General features: G+C 64.4%; 21 protein-coding genes and 1 tRNA gene. 21 read left to right on the forward strand and 1 reads right to left on the reverse strand.

Annotated features, from left to right (window positions below):
* Positions 1-8: 8 nt before the first annotated feature.
* The 18 genes from rplX to ACODTB_RS14660 all read left to right on the forward strand — a co-directional run bounded on the left by rplX (position 9) and on the right by ACODTB_RS14660 (position 8,682).
* Entirely contained in the window at positions 9-329 is a 321-nt protein-coding gene (gene rplX / locus ACODTB_RS14575) for a 50S ribosomal protein L24 (RefSeq protein ID WP_066267894.1), read from the forward strand.
* A 2-nt stretch (positions 330-331) separates the two neighbouring features.
* On the forward strand, positions 332-871 hold the full coding sequence (gene rplE, locus ACODTB_RS14580) for a 50S ribosomal protein L5 (protein ID WP_297396180.1): 540 nt from the start codon (positions 332-334) through the stop codon (positions 869-871).
* 8 nt (positions 872-879) lie between these two features.
* A complete protein-coding gene (gene rpsN / locus ACODTB_RS14585) occupies positions 880-1,185 on the forward strand; it encodes a 30S ribosomal protein S14 (RefSeq protein WP_382153736.1) in 306 nt (101 codons plus the stop codon).
* Positions 1,186-1,203: 18 nt separating this feature from the next.
* On the forward strand, positions 1,204-1,599 hold the full coding sequence (rpsH, locus tag ACODTB_RS14590; RefSeq protein WP_382153739.1) for a 30S ribosomal protein S8: 396 nt from the start codon (positions 1,204-1,206) through the stop codon (positions 1,597-1,599).
* Positions 1,600-1,621: 22 nt separating this feature from the next.
* A complete protein-coding gene (gene rplF / locus ACODTB_RS14595; RefSeq protein WP_382325751.1) occupies positions 1,622-2,155 on the forward strand; it encodes a 50S ribosomal protein L6 in 534 nt (177 codons plus the stop codon).
* Between the two features lie 11 nt (positions 2,156-2,166).
* Entirely contained in the window at positions 2,167-2,532 is a 366-nt protein-coding gene (gene rplR, locus ACODTB_RS14600; protein ID WP_382153742.1) for a 50S ribosomal protein L18, read from the forward strand.
* Between the two features lie 18 nt (positions 2,533-2,550).
* A complete protein-coding gene (gene rpsE, locus ACODTB_RS14605; protein WP_159589444.1) occupies positions 2,551-3,069 on the forward strand; it encodes a 30S ribosomal protein S5 in 519 nt (172 codons plus the stop codon).
* Between the two features lie 11 nt (positions 3,070-3,080).
* Positions 3,081-3,263 (forward strand): 50S ribosomal protein L30, encoded by a 183-nt coding sequence (gene rpmD / locus ACODTB_RS14610; RefSeq protein WP_159589446.1) that lies wholly within the window; start codon positions 3,081-3,083, stop codon positions 3,261-3,263.
* Between the two features lie 14 nt (positions 3,264-3,277).
* Complete coding sequence (rplO, locus tag ACODTB_RS14615; protein WP_488929435.1) at positions 3,278-3,712, forward strand: 50S ribosomal protein L15; 435 nt, start codon at positions 3,278-3,280, stop codon at positions 3,710-3,712.
* A gap of 23 nt (positions 3,713-3,735) precedes the next feature.
* The gene (gene secY / locus ACODTB_RS14620) at positions 3,736-5,049 is read left to right on the forward strand and encodes a preprotein translocase subunit SecY (RefSeq protein WP_297396159.1); all 1,314 of its coding nucleotides are present in this window, start codon (positions 3,736-3,738) and stop codon (positions 5,047-5,049) included.
* Positions 5,050-5,058: 9 nt separating this feature from the next.
* The gene (gene infA, locus ACODTB_RS14625) at positions 5,059-5,277 is read left to right on the forward strand and encodes a translation initiation factor IF-1 (RefSeq protein ID WP_086118896.1); all 219 of its coding nucleotides are present in this window, start codon (positions 5,059-5,061) and stop codon (positions 5,275-5,277) included.
* A gap of 43 nt (positions 5,278-5,320) precedes the next feature.
* Positions 5,321-5,434 (forward strand): 50S ribosomal protein L36, encoded by a 114-nt coding sequence (rpmJ, locus tag ACODTB_RS14630; protein WP_009514917.1) that lies wholly within the window; start codon positions 5,321-5,323, stop codon positions 5,432-5,434.
* A 23-nt stretch (positions 5,435-5,457) separates the two neighbouring features.
* Positions 5,458-5,823 carry a 30S ribosomal protein S13 gene (gene rpsM / locus ACODTB_RS14635; RefSeq protein WP_137917294.1) on the forward strand — a complete coding sequence of 122 codons (366 nt, stop codon included), beginning with the start codon at positions 5,458-5,460 and terminating at the stop codon, positions 5,821-5,823.
* A gap of 18 nt (positions 5,824-5,841) precedes the next feature.
* Entirely contained in the window at positions 5,842-6,246 is a 405-nt protein-coding gene (rpsK, locus tag ACODTB_RS14640) for a 30S ribosomal protein S11 (RefSeq protein WP_066267872.1), read from the forward strand.
* Between the two features lie 153 nt (positions 6,247-6,399).
* Complete coding sequence (gene rpsD / locus ACODTB_RS14645) at positions 6,400-7,023, forward strand: 30S ribosomal protein S4 (RefSeq protein WP_297396134.1); 624 nt, start codon at positions 6,400-6,402, stop codon at positions 7,021-7,023.
* Positions 7,024-7,116: 93 nt separating this feature from the next.
* On the forward strand, positions 7,117-8,103 hold the full coding sequence (locus ACODTB_RS14650) for a DNA-directed RNA polymerase subunit alpha (protein WP_297396132.1): 987 nt from the start codon (positions 7,117-7,119) through the stop codon (positions 8,101-8,103).
* A gap of 89 nt (positions 8,104-8,192) precedes the next feature.
* The gene (gene rplQ, locus ACODTB_RS14655; RefSeq protein WP_297396129.1) at positions 8,193-8,588 is read left to right on the forward strand and encodes a 50S ribosomal protein L17; all 396 of its coding nucleotides are present in this window, start codon (positions 8,193-8,195) and stop codon (positions 8,586-8,588) included.
* Positions 8,589-8,605: 17 nt separating this feature from the next.
* Positions 8,606-8,682: transfer RNA gene (locus ACODTB_RS14660), tRNA-Met, on the forward strand.
* Between the two features lie 113 nt (positions 8,683-8,795).
* Here the strand turns inward: ACODTB_RS14660 and ACODTB_RS14665 are convergent.
* Positions 8,796-11,006, reverse strand: a complete 2,211-nt coding sequence (locus ACODTB_RS14665) for a heavy metal translocating P-type ATPase (protein ID WP_291112751.1) — start codon at positions 11,004-11,006, stop codon at positions 8,796-8,798.
* Positions 11,007-11,162: 156 nt separating this feature from the next.
* Between ACODTB_RS14665 and ACODTB_RS14670 the strand changes: the two genes are divergently transcribed.
* From ACODTB_RS14670 to ACODTB_RS14680, 3 genes are all read left to right on the forward strand, one after another.
* Positions 11,163-11,354, forward strand: a complete 192-nt coding sequence (locus ACODTB_RS14670) for a heavy-metal-associated domain-containing protein (protein WP_291112749.1) — start codon at positions 11,163-11,165, stop codon at positions 11,352-11,354.
* A gap of 108 nt (positions 11,355-11,462) precedes the next feature.
* Complete coding sequence (cueR, locus tag ACODTB_RS14675; RefSeq protein ID WP_366832955.1) at positions 11,463-12,014, forward strand: Cu(I)-responsive transcriptional regulator; 552 nt, start codon at positions 11,463-11,465, stop codon at positions 12,012-12,014.
* A 45-nt stretch (positions 12,015-12,059) separates the two neighbouring features.
* Entirely contained in the window at positions 12,060-14,234 is a 2,175-nt protein-coding gene (locus tag ACODTB_RS14680; RefSeq protein ID WP_291112747.1) for a copper-transporting P-type ATPase, read from the forward strand.
* Positions 14,235-14,243 lie beyond the last annotated feature (9 nt).

Below are 14,243 nucleotides of genomic sequence, written 5' to 3' on the forward strand. Positions count from 1 at the left end.
GACTCATCATGAACAAGATTCGTAGTGGCGATGAAGTCATCGTGATTGCCGGTCGCGACAAGGGCAAGCGCGGCAAGGTGCTGCAGCGCAGCGACGACAGCCGTCTGGTTGTCGAAGGCGTGAACCTCGTGAAGAAGCATGCCAAGCCGAACCCCATGAAGGGCATCACCGGCGGCATCATCGAAAAGACCATGCCCATCCACCAGTCCAACGTCGCCATCTTCAATGGCGCCACCGGCAAGGCGGATCGCGTGGGCATCAAGCTCCTGGCCGACGGCAAGAAAGTGCGCGTCTTCAAGTCCAGCGGCGAAGAAATCAAGGTGGCATGACCATGGCACGTTTGCAAGAAGTTTTCCGCGACACCATCGCCCCGGACCTCATGAAGAAGTTCGGCTACAAGTCGACGATGGAAGTGCCGCGCATCACCAAGATCACGCTCAACATGGGTGTGAGCGAGGCCGTGGCCGACAAGAAGGTCATGGACAACGCCGTCGGCGACCTGACCAAGATCGCAGGCCAGAAGCCGGTCGTGACCAAGGCCCGCAAGGCCATCGCGGGTTTCAAGATCCGTGAGCAGCAGGCCATTGGCTGCATGGTCACCCTGCGTGGCGCGCGCATGTACGAATTCCTGGACCGTTTCGTCACCGTGGCACTGCCCCGCGTGCGCGACTTCCGTGGTATCTCCGGCCGTTCGTTCGACGGTCGCGGCAACTACAACGTCGGCGTCAAGGAACAGATCATTTTCCCTGAGATCGAGTACGACAAGGTCGATGCCTTGCGCGGTCTCAACATCAGCATCACGACGACCGCCAAGAACGACGAAGAGTGCAAGGCTCTTCTGGCCGGTTTCCGTTTCCCGTTCAAGAACTGAGGTGGCGCGTGGCTAAACAAGCACTACTCCAACGTGAACTCAAGCGCGAGAAGCTCGCCGCCAAGTTCGCCAAGAAATACACCGAACTGAAGGCGACGTCCAACGACGCCAAGAAGAGCGAAGAAGAACGCGATGCAGCCCGTCTGGCGCTGCAGAAGCTGCCCCGCAACGCGAACCCGACCCGTCAGCGCAACCGCTGCGAGATCACCGGTCGTCCGCGTGGCACCTTCGCCCACTTCGGCCTGGCCCGTGCCAAGGTCCGTGAAATGGCGTTTGCCGGTGAAATCCCCGGCATCACCAAAGCCAGCTGGTAAGCATTAGGAGAACCACAAATGAGCATGAGTGATCCTATTGCAGACATGTTGACCCGCATCCGCAACGCACAGATGGTCGAGAAGGCCGTTGTGACGATGCCGGCTTCCAAGGTCAAGGCCGCGATCGCCCAGGTCCTGAAGGACGAGGGTTACATCGACGGGTTCCAGGTCAAGAGCACCGACGGCAAGAACGAGCTTGAGATCGCTCTCAAGTACTACGCCGGTCGCCCCGTGATCGAGCGCATCGAGCGCGTGAGCCGTCCCGGCCTGCGCGTCTACCGTGGCCGCAACGCCATCCCCCAGGTCCAGAACGGCCTGGGCGTGGCCATCGTCACCACGCCGCAAGGCGTGATGACCGACCGCAAGGCACGCGCTACCGGTGTCGGTGGCGAAGTCCTGTGTTACGTCGCCTGATGCGGGCATTGAGGAGAAATTAATGTCACGTATTGGAAAACTGCCGGTCACCGTCCCAGCCGGGGTGGAAGTCGCCGTCAAGGACAACCAGATCAATGTCAAGGGTGCCCTGGGTGCCCTGGCGCTGACGCTGAACACGCTGGTCAAGGTTGAGAACAAGGCCGGCACGCTGACGTTCGTCCCCGTGGACGAATCGCGCGAAGCCAATGCCATGTCCGGCACCATGCGCCAGCTGGTCAACAACATGGTCAATGGTGTGAGCAAGGGCTTCGAGAAGAAGCTGACGCTGCTGGGCGTGGGCTACAAGGCCCAGGCACAGGGTGCCAAGCTCAACCTGACGGTTGGCTACTCCCACCCCGTGGTGATGGACATGCCCGCCGGCATCAAGGTGGAAACCCCGACGCCGACCGAAATCCTGATCAAGGGTTCCGACCGCCAGCGCGTGGGCCAGATCGCTTCCGAGGTGCGAGCCGTTCGCCCCCCCGAGCCTTACAAGGGCAAGGGCATCCGTTATGCGGATGAAAAGGTCGTGATCAAGGAAACCAAGAAGAAATAAGGACCAGGATCATGTTGACCAAAAAAGAGCAACGTCTCCGCCGCGCCCGCCAAACGCGCATCCGCATTGCGCAACAAGGCGCCGTGCGCCTGAGCGTGAACCGCACCAACCTGCACATCTACGCCAGCGTCATCTCCGACGACGGCGGCCGCGTGCTGGCTGCTGCATCGACCGCCGAAGCCGAAGTGCGCGCCCAGATCGGTGGCGCTGGCAAGGGTGGCAACACCGCTGCCGCTGCCCTGGTGGGCAAGCGCATCGCCGAAAAGGCGAAGGCCGCCGGCATCGAGAAGGTGGCGTTTGACCGTTCCGGTTTTGCTTACCACGGCCGGGTGAAAGCCCTGGCAGACGCGGCTCGTGAAGCCGGTCTGCAGTTCTGATCAAACGGAATACACAAAATGGCTAAATTTACGGCAAACATCAACAAAGAAGCGAACGAAGACGGTCTGCGCGAAAAGATGATCGCGATCAACCGCGTGACCAAGGTGGTCAAGGGCGGTCGCATTCTCGGTTTCGCAGCGCTGACCGTGGTCGGTGATGGCGATGGCCGCGTGGGCATGGGCAAGGGCAAGGCGCGTGAAGTGCCGGTGGCCGTGCAGAAGGCCATGGAACAGGCCCGTCGCAACATGATCAAGGTGTCGCTCAAGAACGGCTCGCTGCACCACAGCGTGCACGGTGAGCACGGCGCTTCCAACGTCATGATGCTGCCGGCTTCCAAGGGTACCGGCATCATCGCTGGCGGCCCGATGCGCGCGGTGTTCGAAGTGTTGGGCATCACCGATGTCGTGGCCAAGAGCCATGGCTCGAGCAACCCCTACAACCTGGTGCGCGCCACGCTGGACGCACTGAAGAATTCGACGACCCCTGCCGACGTGGCTGCCAAGCGTGGCAAGTCCGTCGAAGAGATCCTGGGTTGATTGGAGCGATCATGACCACTCAAAACACCGTCAAGGTTCAACTGGTGCGCAGCCCCATTGGAACCAAGCAATCCCACCGCGACACCGTCCGTGGCCTGGGCCTGCGCAAGCTCAACAGCGTCAGCGAGCTGCAGGACACGCCCGCTGTGCGCGGCATGATCAACAAGATCAGCTACCTGGTCAAAATCGTCTGATCGGAGTCACTGACATGCAACTCAATACCATCAAGCCTTCCGAAGGCGCCAAGCACGCCAAGCGCCGTGTCGGCCGCGGCATCGGTTCGGGCCTGGGCAAGACCGCGGGTCGTGGCCACAAGGGCCAGAAGTCCCGTTCGGGCGGCTACCACAAGGTCGGTTTCGAAGGCGGTCAGATGCCGCTGCAGCGCCGTCTGCCCAAGCGTGGCTTCAAGTCCGCTCAGCTGCAGTTCAACGCTGAAGTCACGCTGAGCGACCTCAACGCGCTCGAAGTGGCCGATGTCGACATGCTCGTGCTCAAGCAGGCAGGCCTCGTGCCCCACCTGGCCAAGCGCGTCAAGGTGATCAAGACCGGTGAGATCACGCGTGCCGTGACCCTCAAGGACATCACCGCGACCGCTGGTGCCAAGCAAGCCATCGAAGCCGCTGGCGGCTCGCTGGCGGCCTGATCGGACTCGAACGGGAACTTCCTGTGGCAACTGGATCCACGTCACTGGCCAAAACCGGAAAGTTCGGCGACCTGCGTCGCCGGCTGGTGTTCCTGTTGTTGGCGCTGGTGGTCTACCGCATCGGGGCTCACATCCCCGTGCCCGGCATCGACCCCGCGCAACTGGCGCAATTGTTCCAGGGACAGCAGGGCGGCATTCTCAGCCTGTTCAACATGTTCTCGGGCGGGGCGCTCTCGCGCTTCACCGTGTTCGCGCTGGGGATCATGCCGTACATCTCGGCCTCGATCATCATGCAGCTCATGACCTACGTGGTACCCACGTTCGAGCAGCTGAAGAAAGAGGGCGAGGCCGGTCGTCGCAAGATCACGCAATACACCCGTTACGGCACGCTGGCTCTGGCCATTTTCCAGGCGATGGGCATTGCCCTGGCCCTGGAAGGTTCGCCTGGTCTGGTGATCGATCCCGGCATGGGCTTCCGCCTGACGGCCGTGGTCAGCCTGGTGGCCGGCACCATGTTCCTGATGTGGCTGGGTGAGCAGATCACCGAGCGCGGTCTGGGCAACGGCATCTCGATCCTGATCTTCGCGGGTATTGCGGCCGGTTTGCCGAGTGCCATTGGCGGTCTGCTGGAGCTGGTGCGCACCGGTGCCATGAACATCCTGGTGTCGATCTTCATCATCGCACTGGTGATCCTGGTCACCTACTTCGTGGTGTTCGTGGAGCGCGGCCAGCGCAAGATCCTGGTGAACTACGCACGCCGTCAGGTGGGCAACAAGGTGTACGGAGGCCAGTCCTCGCACCTGCCGCTCAAGCTGAACATGGCCGGTGTGATTCCGCCGATCTTCGCGTCGTCCATCATCCTGCTGCCCACCACGGTGGTGAGCTGGGTGAGCACCGGTGACTCGACCCGCTGGTTGCGCGACATCGCGGCGGCGCTGTCGCCCGGCCAACCGATCTACGTGGCGTTGTATGCCGCGGCCATCGTTTTCTTCTGCTTCTTCTACACCGCACTGGTGTTCAACAGCCGCGAAACGGCCGACAACCTGAAGAAGAGTGGCGCGTTCATTCCAGGCATCCGCCCGGGTGATCAGACCGCCCGCTACATCGACAAGATTTTGTTGAGGTTGACACTGGCTGGCGCTGTGTACATCACCGCCGTGTGTCTGCTGCCCGAGTTCCTGATCCTGAAGTACAACGTGCCGTTCTATTTCGGCGGCACCTCCCTGTTGATCATCGTGGTGGTCACCATGGACTTCATGGCCCAGGTGCAGAATTACATGATGTCGCAGCAATATGAATCGCTGCTCAAGAAGGCCAGTTTCAAAACCTCCCCTTGAACTTCGCTTATGGCCAAGGACGATGTGATCGAGATGCAGGGTGAGGTGATTGAAAACCTCCCCAACGCGACCTTCAGGGTCAAGCTCGAAAACGGTCATGTGGTGCTGGGGCATATCAGCGGCAAGATGCGGATGCATTACATCCGTATCCTGCCGGGGGACAAGGTCAAGGTAGAGCTCACGCCCTACGACCTCACCCGAGCGCGAATCGTGTTCCGCTCGAAGTGAACGGTCAGTTGTTGAATGTTTTAGGAATATCTAGGAGAAGACTATGAGAGTTTCGGCTTCGGTCAAGAAAATGTGCCGCAACTGTAAGATCATCAAACGGCATGGCGTCGTGCGAGTCATTTGCACCGATCCGCGTCACAAGCAGCGTCAAGGCTGACCGGTTAGTTAAGAGGACCCAACATGGCTCGTATTGCAGGCATCAACATTCCGCCGCACAAGCACGCCGAAATCGGCTTGACGGCAATCTTCGGCATTGGCCGCACCCGCGCTCGCAAGATCTGCGAAGCCTGCGGCATCGACTACGCCAAGAAGATCAAGGATCTGAGCGACGCGGAACTCGAAAAAGTGCGCGACCAGGTCGGTACGTTCACGATCGAGGGTGACCTGCGTCGTGAAACCACGATGAACATCAAGCGTTTGATGGACATCGGTTGCTACCGTGGCTTCCGCCACCGCCGTGGTCTGCCGCTGCGTGGTCAGCGCACCAAGACCAACGCCCGTACGCGCAAGGGTCCCCGCAAGGCCGCCCAGTCGCTGAAAAAATAAACGGTTAGAAGGACCCTCATGGCCAAGTCTCCCTCCAGCAGCGCATCCGCCCGCGTTCGCAAGAAAGTCCGCAAGAACGTTGCCGACGGCATTGCACACGTGCACGCCTCGTTCAACAACACGATCATCACCATCACCGACCGCCAGGGCAACGCACTGTCCTGGGCTTCGTCGGGTGGCCAGGGCTTCAAGGGCTCGCGCAAATCCACGCCTTTCGCTGCCCAGGTGGCTTCGGAAGTGGCTGGCCGCGCCGCCATTGAACAAGGCATCAAGAACCTGGACGTCGAGATCAAGGGCCCCGGCCCTGGCCGCGAATCCTCGGTGCGCGCCCTCGGCGCGCTGGGCATCCGCATCAACTCGATCTCCGACGTGACCCCGGTGCCGCACAACGGCTGCCGCCCGCAGAAGCGCCGCCGCATCTGAGACACGACCGCGCTGATCGCGGTATAATTGAAGGCTTTTTTCGTGCGCCACCGCAGTCGCCTGCGGTGGCATTTTTGCTAAGCCCACCGCCATCTCCCCTGAGGGATGGCTCCCGCAACAACCGGTTGCGGCAGTGAAACCAAGGAAACCAACGTGGCACGCTACCTCGGCCCCAAGGCCAAACTTTCCCGCCGTGAAGGCGCCGACCTGTTGCTCAAGAGCGCCCGTCGCTCGATCAGCGACAAGGCCAAATTCGACTCCAAGCCCGGCCAGCACGGCCGCACCTCGGGCCAGCGCACCTCCGATTTCGGCGTGCAGCTGCGCGAGAAGCAGAAGGTCAAGCGCACCTATGGCGTGCTGGAGCGCCAGTTCCGCCGCTACTTCGCCGAAGCCGACCGCCGCCGTGGCAACACCGGCGCCAACCTGTTGTTCCTGCTCGAAGCGCGCCTGGACAACGTGGTGTTCCGCATGGGCTTTGCATCCACCCGCGCCGAAGCCCGCCAGATCGTGTCGCACAAGGCGATCACGGTGAACGGCCAGTCGGTCAACATCCCGTCGTACTCGGTGAAGGCCGGTGACGTGATCGCCGTGCGTGAGAAGTCGAAGAAACAAGGCCGCGTCATTGAAGCCCTCGAGTTGGCCAAGCAGATTGGCTTCCCGGCTTGGGTCGACGTGTCGACCGACAAGGTCGAAGGCGTGTTCAAGAAGTCGCCCGACCGCGATGAGTTCGGCTCCGACATCAACGAATCGCTGATCGTCGAACTGTATTCCCGTTAATTCCGTTCCCGGCCGGCATCCTCGCGGTGCGGTCGGGCCATGCTCCGTCTGCCTTATCGGTGTAACGAGCCGAGGGTCCTGAAGGAAGTTTGAATGCTGAACAATCTGCTGAAGCCCAAGACCATCAACGTCGAGCAAGTCTCGACCAATCGCGCCAAAGTCACGCTCGAGCCCTTCGAGCGTGGTTACGGCCACACGCTGGGCAACGCCCTGCGCCGGGTTCTGCTGTCGTCCATGACCGGCCACGCGCCGACCGAAGTCACCATTGCGGGTGTCGTGCACGAGTACTCGTCGATCGACGGCGTGCAAGAAGATGTGGTCAACATGCTCTTGAACCTCAAGGGCGTGGTGTTCAAGCTGCACAACCGCGACGAAGTCACGCTGAGTCTGCGCAAGGACGGTGAAGGTGTCGTGACCGCCGCCGACATCCAGACGCCGCACGATGTCGAGATCGTCAACCCCGGGCACGTGATTGCCACCCTGTCTGCCGGCGCCAAGCTGGACATGCAGATCAAGGTGGAAAAGGGCCGTGGCTATGTGCCGGGCAGCCTGCGCCGCAACGACGATCAGACGCGTTCGATCGGCCGCATCGTGCTCGACGCTTCGTTCTCGCCCGTCAAGCGCGTGAGCTACACGGTGGAAAGCGCCCGCGTCGAGCAGCGCACCGACTTGGACAAGCTGGTGCTCGAGATCGAGACCAACGGCTCCATCGGTCCGGAAGAAGCGGTTCGCGCCTCGGCCAAGATCCTGGTCGAACAGCTCGCGGTGTTCGCGCAGCTCGAAGGCGTGGAACTCTCGGCGTTCGATGCCCCGGCACAGCGCAGCTCGCAGCAATTCGACCCGATCCTGCTGCGTCCTGTGGACGAACTGGAACTGACCGTGCGCTCGGCCAACTGCCTCAAGGCCGAGAACATCTATTACATCGGTGATCTGATCCAGCGCACCGAGAACGAGCTTCTCAAGACCCCCAACCTGGGTCGCAAGTCGCTCAACGAAATCAAGGAAGTGCTTGCCTCGCGCGGCCTGACCTTGGGCATGAAGCTTGAAAACTGGCCGCCTGCCGGCCTGGACAAGCACTAAAGACCGCAGCGTCTGGCCAAGGAGGCCAGACCCGGACCAACTCCCAGTACCTGATACGGCTGGGGGCAAAACACTGAAAGGATGAAAAAATGCGTCACGGACACGGACTTCGCAAACTCAACCGCACCAGCGAGCACCGCCTCGCCATGCTGCGCAACATGATGAATTCGCTGCTCACGCACGAAGCCATCAAGACCACGGTGCCCAAGGCCAAAGAGCTGCGCCGCGTGGTCGAGCCCATGATCACCCTGGCCAAGGAACCCACGCTGGCCAACCGCCGCCTGGCGTTCGACCGCCTGCGCGACCGCGATGTGGTTGTGAAGCTGTTCAACGAACTGGGCCCGCGCTTCAAGGCCCGCCCCGGTGGCTACACCCGCATCCTGAAGATGGGTTTCCGCGTGGGCGACAACGCGCCGATGGCACTGGTCGAACTGGTGGATCGTGCAGAAGATGCCGCCCCGGCGGCCGACGCTGACAAAGCGTGATAGAATACAAGGCTTGACGCGGAGTGGAGCAGCCTGGTAGCTCGTTGGGCTCATAACCCAAAGGTCGCAAGTTCAAATCTTGCCTCCGCAACCAAAAAACCAAGCGTTTGCTTGTCATTGAAGCCCTCGGAAACGTGGGCTTTTTTGTTTCTGTCGAGGCTTGGAGCGAAGTCGATGGCAGCGCACGATGCGCCCCGACTTCCGTGGTCAACGCGCAGACGAAGCGCGATCGTTGCCCGCGCGCCAGCCTCGCAGCAGGAGCGCGTTGCTCACCACGCTCACGCTGCTGAGGGCCATGGCCGCACCCGCCACCACCGGATTGAGCAAACCCGCCGCGGCCAGCGGGATGCCGATGACGTTGTACGCGAAGGCCCAGAACAGGTTCTGGCGGATCTTGCGGTAGGTGCGTCGCGAGATGTCGATCGCATCGGCCACCAGCGCCGGGTCGCCGCGCATGAGTGTGATGCCCGCCGCGTGCATGGCCACGTCGGTGCCGGTGGACATGGCGATGCCCACATCGGCTGCCGCCAGGGCCGGCGCATCGTTGATGCCGTCGCCCACCATGGCCACCGACTTGCCCCCGGCCTTGAGCCGGTTCACGATCGCCGCCTTGTCCGCCGGCAGCACCTCGGCCTCGATGTGGTCGATGCCCAGCGCACCGCCCACCACCGCCGCGCTGCCGCGGTTGTCGCCCGTGAGCATCACCGTGCGCACGCCCATGGCCTGAAGGCTCTTCACCGCTTTGATGGCGCTGGCCTTGGGGGCATCGCCAAACGCCAGCAGGCCCACCAGCACCGGCGACTCCGTCACGTCGGCCAGCCAGGACACCGTGCGGCCCTTTTCCTGGAGCTGCCGCGAGGGCCCGGCCAGCGCGGCGGTGTCCACGCCGAGCTCCTGCATGTAACGCGGGCTGCCCAGGCGCAGTGCGCGGCCCTGCACCTCGGCCGACATGCCGCGCCCGGGCACGGCACTCACCTTGGCGGCCGAGAGCGTGGGCACGCCGGCCGCCTTCGCGGCGTCCATCACGGCGCGCGCCAGCGGGTGTTCGCTGCCGGCCTGAATGGCCGCGCTCCACGACAGCAGCTCCGCCTCATGGCCGGGTGCCGGCAGGGCCGACACCAGCTGCGGCTTGCCTTCGGTCAGCGTGCCGGTCTTGTCGAAAGCCACCGTGTCGATGCGGTGCGCCACCTCCAGTGCCTCGGCGTCCTTGATCAGGATGCCGTGGCGCGCGGCCACCCCGGTGCCGGCCATGATGGCGGTGGGCGTGGCCAGACCCAGCGCACAAGGACAGGCGATCACCAGCACCGCCACCGCGTTCAGGATGGCCTGCTCCCAGTGGCCCGTGGCCAGGCCCCAGCCCAGCAGGGTGATCGCGGCGATCACCAGCACCACCGGCACGAAGACCGCACTCACGCGGTCCACGATGCGCTGGATCGGGGCCTTCTTCGCCTGGGCCGATTCGACCATGCGCACGATCCGCGAGAGCGTGGACTCAGCGCCCACGGCCGTGGTCTCCACCAGCAACAGGCCTTCGGCATTGACCGCGCCACCGGTGACCTTGTCGCCCGCGTGTTTGGCCACGGGCAGGCTCTCGCCGGTGATCAGCGATTCGTCCACCTGGCTGGAACCAATGGTGACGATCCCGTCCACCGGGATGCGCTCACCCGGGCGGATGACCACGATGTCCCCGAGTTTCACGCGCGCCATGGGCACGTCCACATCGCCGTAAGGCATGCGCACCCGCGCCACCTCGGGCTTGAGGGCGTTGAGGGCCGCGATGGCGGCGGTGGTCTGGCGCTTGGCGCGGGCCTCCAGCCACTTGCCCAGCAACACCAGCGTGATGATCACGGCCGAGGCCTCGAAGTACAGGTGAGGGGTGCCGTGCTCCGCGTGCTTGAACAGCAGGTACAGGCTCAGACCATAGCCCGCGCTGGTGCCCAGGGCGACCAGCAGGTCCATGTTGCCGGCACCGGCGCGCACGGCCTTCCAACCCGCCTTGTAGAAGCGCGCGCCCAGCCAGAACTGCACAGGCGTGGCCAGCGCGAGTTGCAGCCAGCCATTGACCATCCAGTCGGCGCCGAACAGCATGCCGACCATGGGCAGCACCAGGGGCAGCGAGAGCGCGGCGGCCAGCGCCACGGGCCACCAGGGCTCGCCTGGGCGGGGGGCGGGTGGTGCGGTGGCGCCTTCCTCGAACGGCGTGGCGTGGTAGCCGGCCGCGTCCACCGCGGCGACCAGGACATCGGGTGACAAGCCCGCCGCGCGCACGGTGGCCCGCTCGGTGGCCAGGTTGACTTCGGCGGCCCGCACGCCGGGCAGGGCCTTCAGCGCTTTTTCGACCCGGCCCACGCACGACGCGCAGGTCATGCCTTCAATGGACAGCTGGTGCTCGATGAGCGGATAGGTGGTGGTGTTCAAGAGGGGTCTCCAATGGGTTGAGACAGCGGATGCTCGGCCTTGACACGGTGGTCAGGTCAACCTCGGCGCGCAGGGCCCGGTGCACCGGTGCCGCTTGACCTTGCCTCCGTGGCAATGCCCAGAGTGCGGATTCCCTCAACTTTTACGGAGTCTTCCATGCACGAGTTCCACCTCCCCGAAATGACCTGCGGCCACTGCGCCTCCAAGGTGAGCATCGCCCTCAAGCGCCTCGACGCGGCCTGCGACATCCAGCTCGATCTGCCGCAGCGCAAGGTCCATGTGCGCAGCGACGAAGACCGCGCCACGCTGATCGACGCGCTCAGCGAAGCCGGCTACCCACCGGCCTGACGACCGTTCGTCAAGGCCCCCGGTGGGGCCTTGACCTTCCCACGGTGTCAAGCTGCATCCTCCCTTCATTCCCCATTCCATTTACCCCCCGATCTCACGGAACACACCATGACCTCCTTGATGAACATTGGCGAAGCGGCCGCCGCGGCCGGCGTGTCGGCCAAGATGGTCCGCCACTACGAACAGATCGGCCTGCTGCCCGCGGCCGAGCGCAGCGAATCGGGCTACCGCCTGTACGGTGAGCGCGAGGTCTCGGTGTTGCGCTTCATCCGGCAGTCGCGCCGGCTGGGCTTTTCGGTGGCGCAGATCGCCGAGCTCATCGGCCTGTGGAGCGACTCGCGGCGAAGCAGCCGCGAGGTCAAGGCCGTGGCCCAGCGCCACCTGGACGATCTGGAGGAAAAGCGGCGCGAGATCGGGCAGATGATGGACGGCCTGTCGGGGCTGGTGCAGGCTTGCCATGGCAACGACCAGCCCCATTGCGCCATTCTCGACAAACTCTCGCTGCACAGCCCGGCCCAGCACCAGCCGGCGCACAAGCCCCAGCTCAGGAAGGGGCGCCTGCCGCGCGACGAGGCTCCCGGCGAGCGATCCAGCCACATCGACCTCATGGCCTGGATGCGCGGTGTCCAGGTGCACCAGGCGGGCCGGCCCGAGCGCTGAACGCCGGACCAACACCAGGGATTCGAATTTTCAGGAGGAACCGACATGGACAAGCACGCACATCACCACCACCCTGCGGTCCCTGCGGTGCCCGCGCCGCAAGGCAAGCCGGGCACGGTCTACACCTGCCCCATGCACCCGGAGATCCGGCAGGACCACCCGGGCAATTGCCCCAAATGCGGCATGTCGCTGGAACCCGTCCTGCCCGAACTGGACGACGACGAGAACCCGGAGCTGGTGGACTTCCAGCGGCGGTTCTGGTGGACCTTGCCCCTCACCGTGGTGGTCGCCGTGCTGGCGATGTTCGGCCACAACCTCGGCTGGTTCGACATGGCCACGCAGAGCTGGGTCGAACTGGTGCTGAGCATCCCGATCGTGCTGTGGGCTGGCTGGCCGTTCTTCGTGCGCGGCGCGCAGTCGGTGATGAACCGCAGCCCCAACATGTGGACGCTGATCGCTCTGGGCACCGGCGCGGCGTTCGTCTACAGCGTGGTGGCCACGGTGGCGCCGCAGGTGTTCCCCGATTCCTTTGTGTCGATGGGGCGTGTCGCGGTCTACTTCGAGGCGGCGGCGGTGATCATCTCGCTGACCCTGCTGGGCCAGCTGCTGGAACTCAAGGCGCGGTCACAGACTTCGGCGGCCATCCGCGCGCTGCTCGGCCTGGCGCCCAAGACCGCGCGGCGCATCACGGCCGAAGGGCAGGAGGAAGACGTGCCGCTGGCCCACGTGCACGTGGGCGACCTGCTGCGCGTGCGCCCCGGCGAGAAGGTGCCCACCGACGGCACCGTGATCGAGGGCCGCAGCGCGGTCGATGAATCCATGCTCACCGGCGAGCCCTTGCCGGTGAGCAAGCAGGCCGGCGACAAGCTGATCGGCGCCACGCTCAACACCAGCGGTGCCCTGGTGATGCGCTCCGGGCACGTGGGCTCGGACACCGTGCTCTCGCAGATCGTGCAGATGGTCGCCCTGGCTCAGCGCTCGCGCGCGCCCATGCAGCGCATGGCGGACCAGGTGGCGGGCTGCTTCGTGATGGGCGTCGTGGCGGCGGCGCTGCTCACTTTCTTCGGCTGGGGCCTGTTCGGGCCCGAACCGAGCTGGGTCTATGCCCTCATCAATGCGGTGGCCGTGCTCATCATCGCCTGCCCCTGTGCGCTGGGCCTGGCCACGCCCATGTCCATCATGGTGGCGACCGGGCGCGGCGCCACCCACGGGGTGTTGTTCCGCGACGCCGCCGCCATCGAGAACCTGCGCAAGGTGGACACGCTGATCGTCGACAAGACCGGCACCCTCACAGAAGGCCGCCCAAGCTTCGAACGCGCCGTGGGCCATGGCGGCTTCTCCGAGGACGAGGTCCTGCGTCTCGCCGCCAGCCTGGACCAGGGCAGCGAACACCCGCTGGCCCACGCCATCGTGGCCGCCGCGAAGCAACAGGGCCTGGTGCTGGACAAGCCCGAACAGTTCGATTCCGAGTCCGGCATCGGGGTGCGGGGTGTGGTGGGCGGCAAGGGGCTGGCCCTGGGCAACACCGCGCTGATGCAACAGCTGGGCGTGGACGCCTCGCCCCTGGCCGCCGTGGCCGAAGCGCTGCGCGCGCAGGGCGCCAGCGTCATGCATCTGGCGGTGGACCAGGTGCTGGCTGGCCTGCTGGCCGTGTCCGATCCGGTCAAGGCCACCACCGCGGATGCGCTGAAGTCGCTGCGCCGGGCCAAGGTTCGCGTGATCATGGCCACGGGCGATGGCCTGACCACCGCGCGCGCGGTGGGCCAGCGCCTGGGCATCGATGAGATCCACGGCGAAGTGAAACCCGCCGACAAGCTCCAGCTGGTGGAGCAGCTCCAGGCGCAGGGCCGTGTGGTGGCCATGGCAGGCGATGGCATCAACGACGCACCCGCGCTGGCCCGGGCCGATGTGGGCATCGCCATGGGCACGGGCACCGACGTGGCGATGAACAGCGCCCAGCTCACGCTGGTCAAGGGCGACCTGCGCGGCATCGCCACGGCCCGCGCGCTCTCGGTCGCCACGGTGGCGAACATGAAGCAGAACCTGGCGTTCGCCTTCCTCTACAACGCCCTGGGCATTCCGCTGGCCGCGGGCCTGCTGTACCCGTTCACCGGCTGGTTGCTGTCGCCCATGATCGCCGCGCTGGCCATGAGCCTGAGCTCGGCGTCGGTGATCGGCAACGCGCTGCGCTTGCGCGGCACGGCGGTCCGCGAAGACTGATGTTGCGCA

It is taken from the genome of Hydrogenophaga sp. FG152, assembly GCF_057809615.1.

Excerpts from the sequence above, each read along its gene's own strand:
- rplX (WP_066267894.1), top strand. The coding sequence starts at position 9 with ATGAACAAGATTCGTAGTGGCGATGAAGTCATCGTGATTGCCGGTCGC.
- rplE (WP_297396180.1), top strand. The coding sequence starts at position 332 with ATGGCACGTTTGCAAGAAGTTTTCCGCGACACCATCGCCCCGGACCTC.
- rpsH (WP_382153739.1), top strand. The coding sequence starts at position 1,204 with ATGAGCATGAGTGATCCTATTGCAGACATGTTGACCCGCATCCGCAAC.
- rplF (WP_382325751.1), top strand. The coding sequence starts at position 1,622 with ATGTCACGTATTGGAAAACTGCCGGTCACCGTCCCAGCCGGGGTGGAA.
- rplR (WP_382153742.1), top strand. The coding sequence starts at position 2,167 with ATGTTGACCAAAAAAGAGCAACGTCTCCGCCGCGCCCGCCAAACGCGC.
- rpsE (WP_159589444.1), top strand. The coding sequence starts at position 2,551 with ATGGCTAAATTTACGGCAAACATCAACAAAGAAGCGAACGAAGACGGT.
- rpmD (WP_159589446.1), top strand. The coding sequence starts at position 3,081 with ATGACCACTCAAAACACCGTCAAGGTTCAACTGGTGCGCAGCCCCATT.
- rplO (WP_488929435.1), top strand. The coding sequence starts at position 3,278 with ATGCAACTCAATACCATCAAGCCTTCCGAAGGCGCCAAGCACGCCAAG.
- infA (WP_086118896.1), top strand. The coding sequence starts at position 5,059 with ATGGCCAAGGACGATGTGATCGAGATGCAGGGTGAGGTGATTGAAAAC.
- rpmJ (WP_009514917.1), top strand. The coding sequence starts at position 5,321 with ATGAGAGTTTCGGCTTCGGTCAAGAAAATGTGCCGCAACTGTAAGATC.
- rpsM (WP_137917294.1), top strand. The coding sequence starts at position 5,458 with ATGGCTCGTATTGCAGGCATCAACATTCCGCCGCACAAGCACGCCGAA.
- rpsK (WP_066267872.1), top strand. The coding sequence starts at position 5,842 with ATGGCCAAGTCTCCCTCCAGCAGCGCATCCGCCCGCGTTCGCAAGAAA.
- ACODTB_RS14650 (WP_297396132.1), top strand. The coding sequence starts at position 7,117 with ATGCTGAACAATCTGCTGAAGCCCAAGACCATCAACGTCGAGCAAGTC.
- rplQ (WP_297396129.1), top strand. The coding sequence starts at position 8,193 with ATGCGTCACGGACACGGACTTCGCAAACTCAACCGCACCAGCGAGCAC.
- ACODTB_RS14670 (WP_291112749.1), top strand. The coding sequence starts at position 11,163 with ATGCACGAGTTCCACCTCCCCGAAATGACCTGCGGCCACTGCGCCTCC.
- cueR (WP_366832955.1), top strand. The coding sequence starts at position 11,463 with ATGACCTCCTTGATGAACATTGGCGAAGCGGCCGCCGCGGCCGGCGTG.
- ACODTB_RS14680 (WP_291112747.1), top strand. The coding sequence starts at position 12,060 with ATGGACAAGCACGCACATCACCACCACCCTGCGGTCCCTGCGGTGCCC.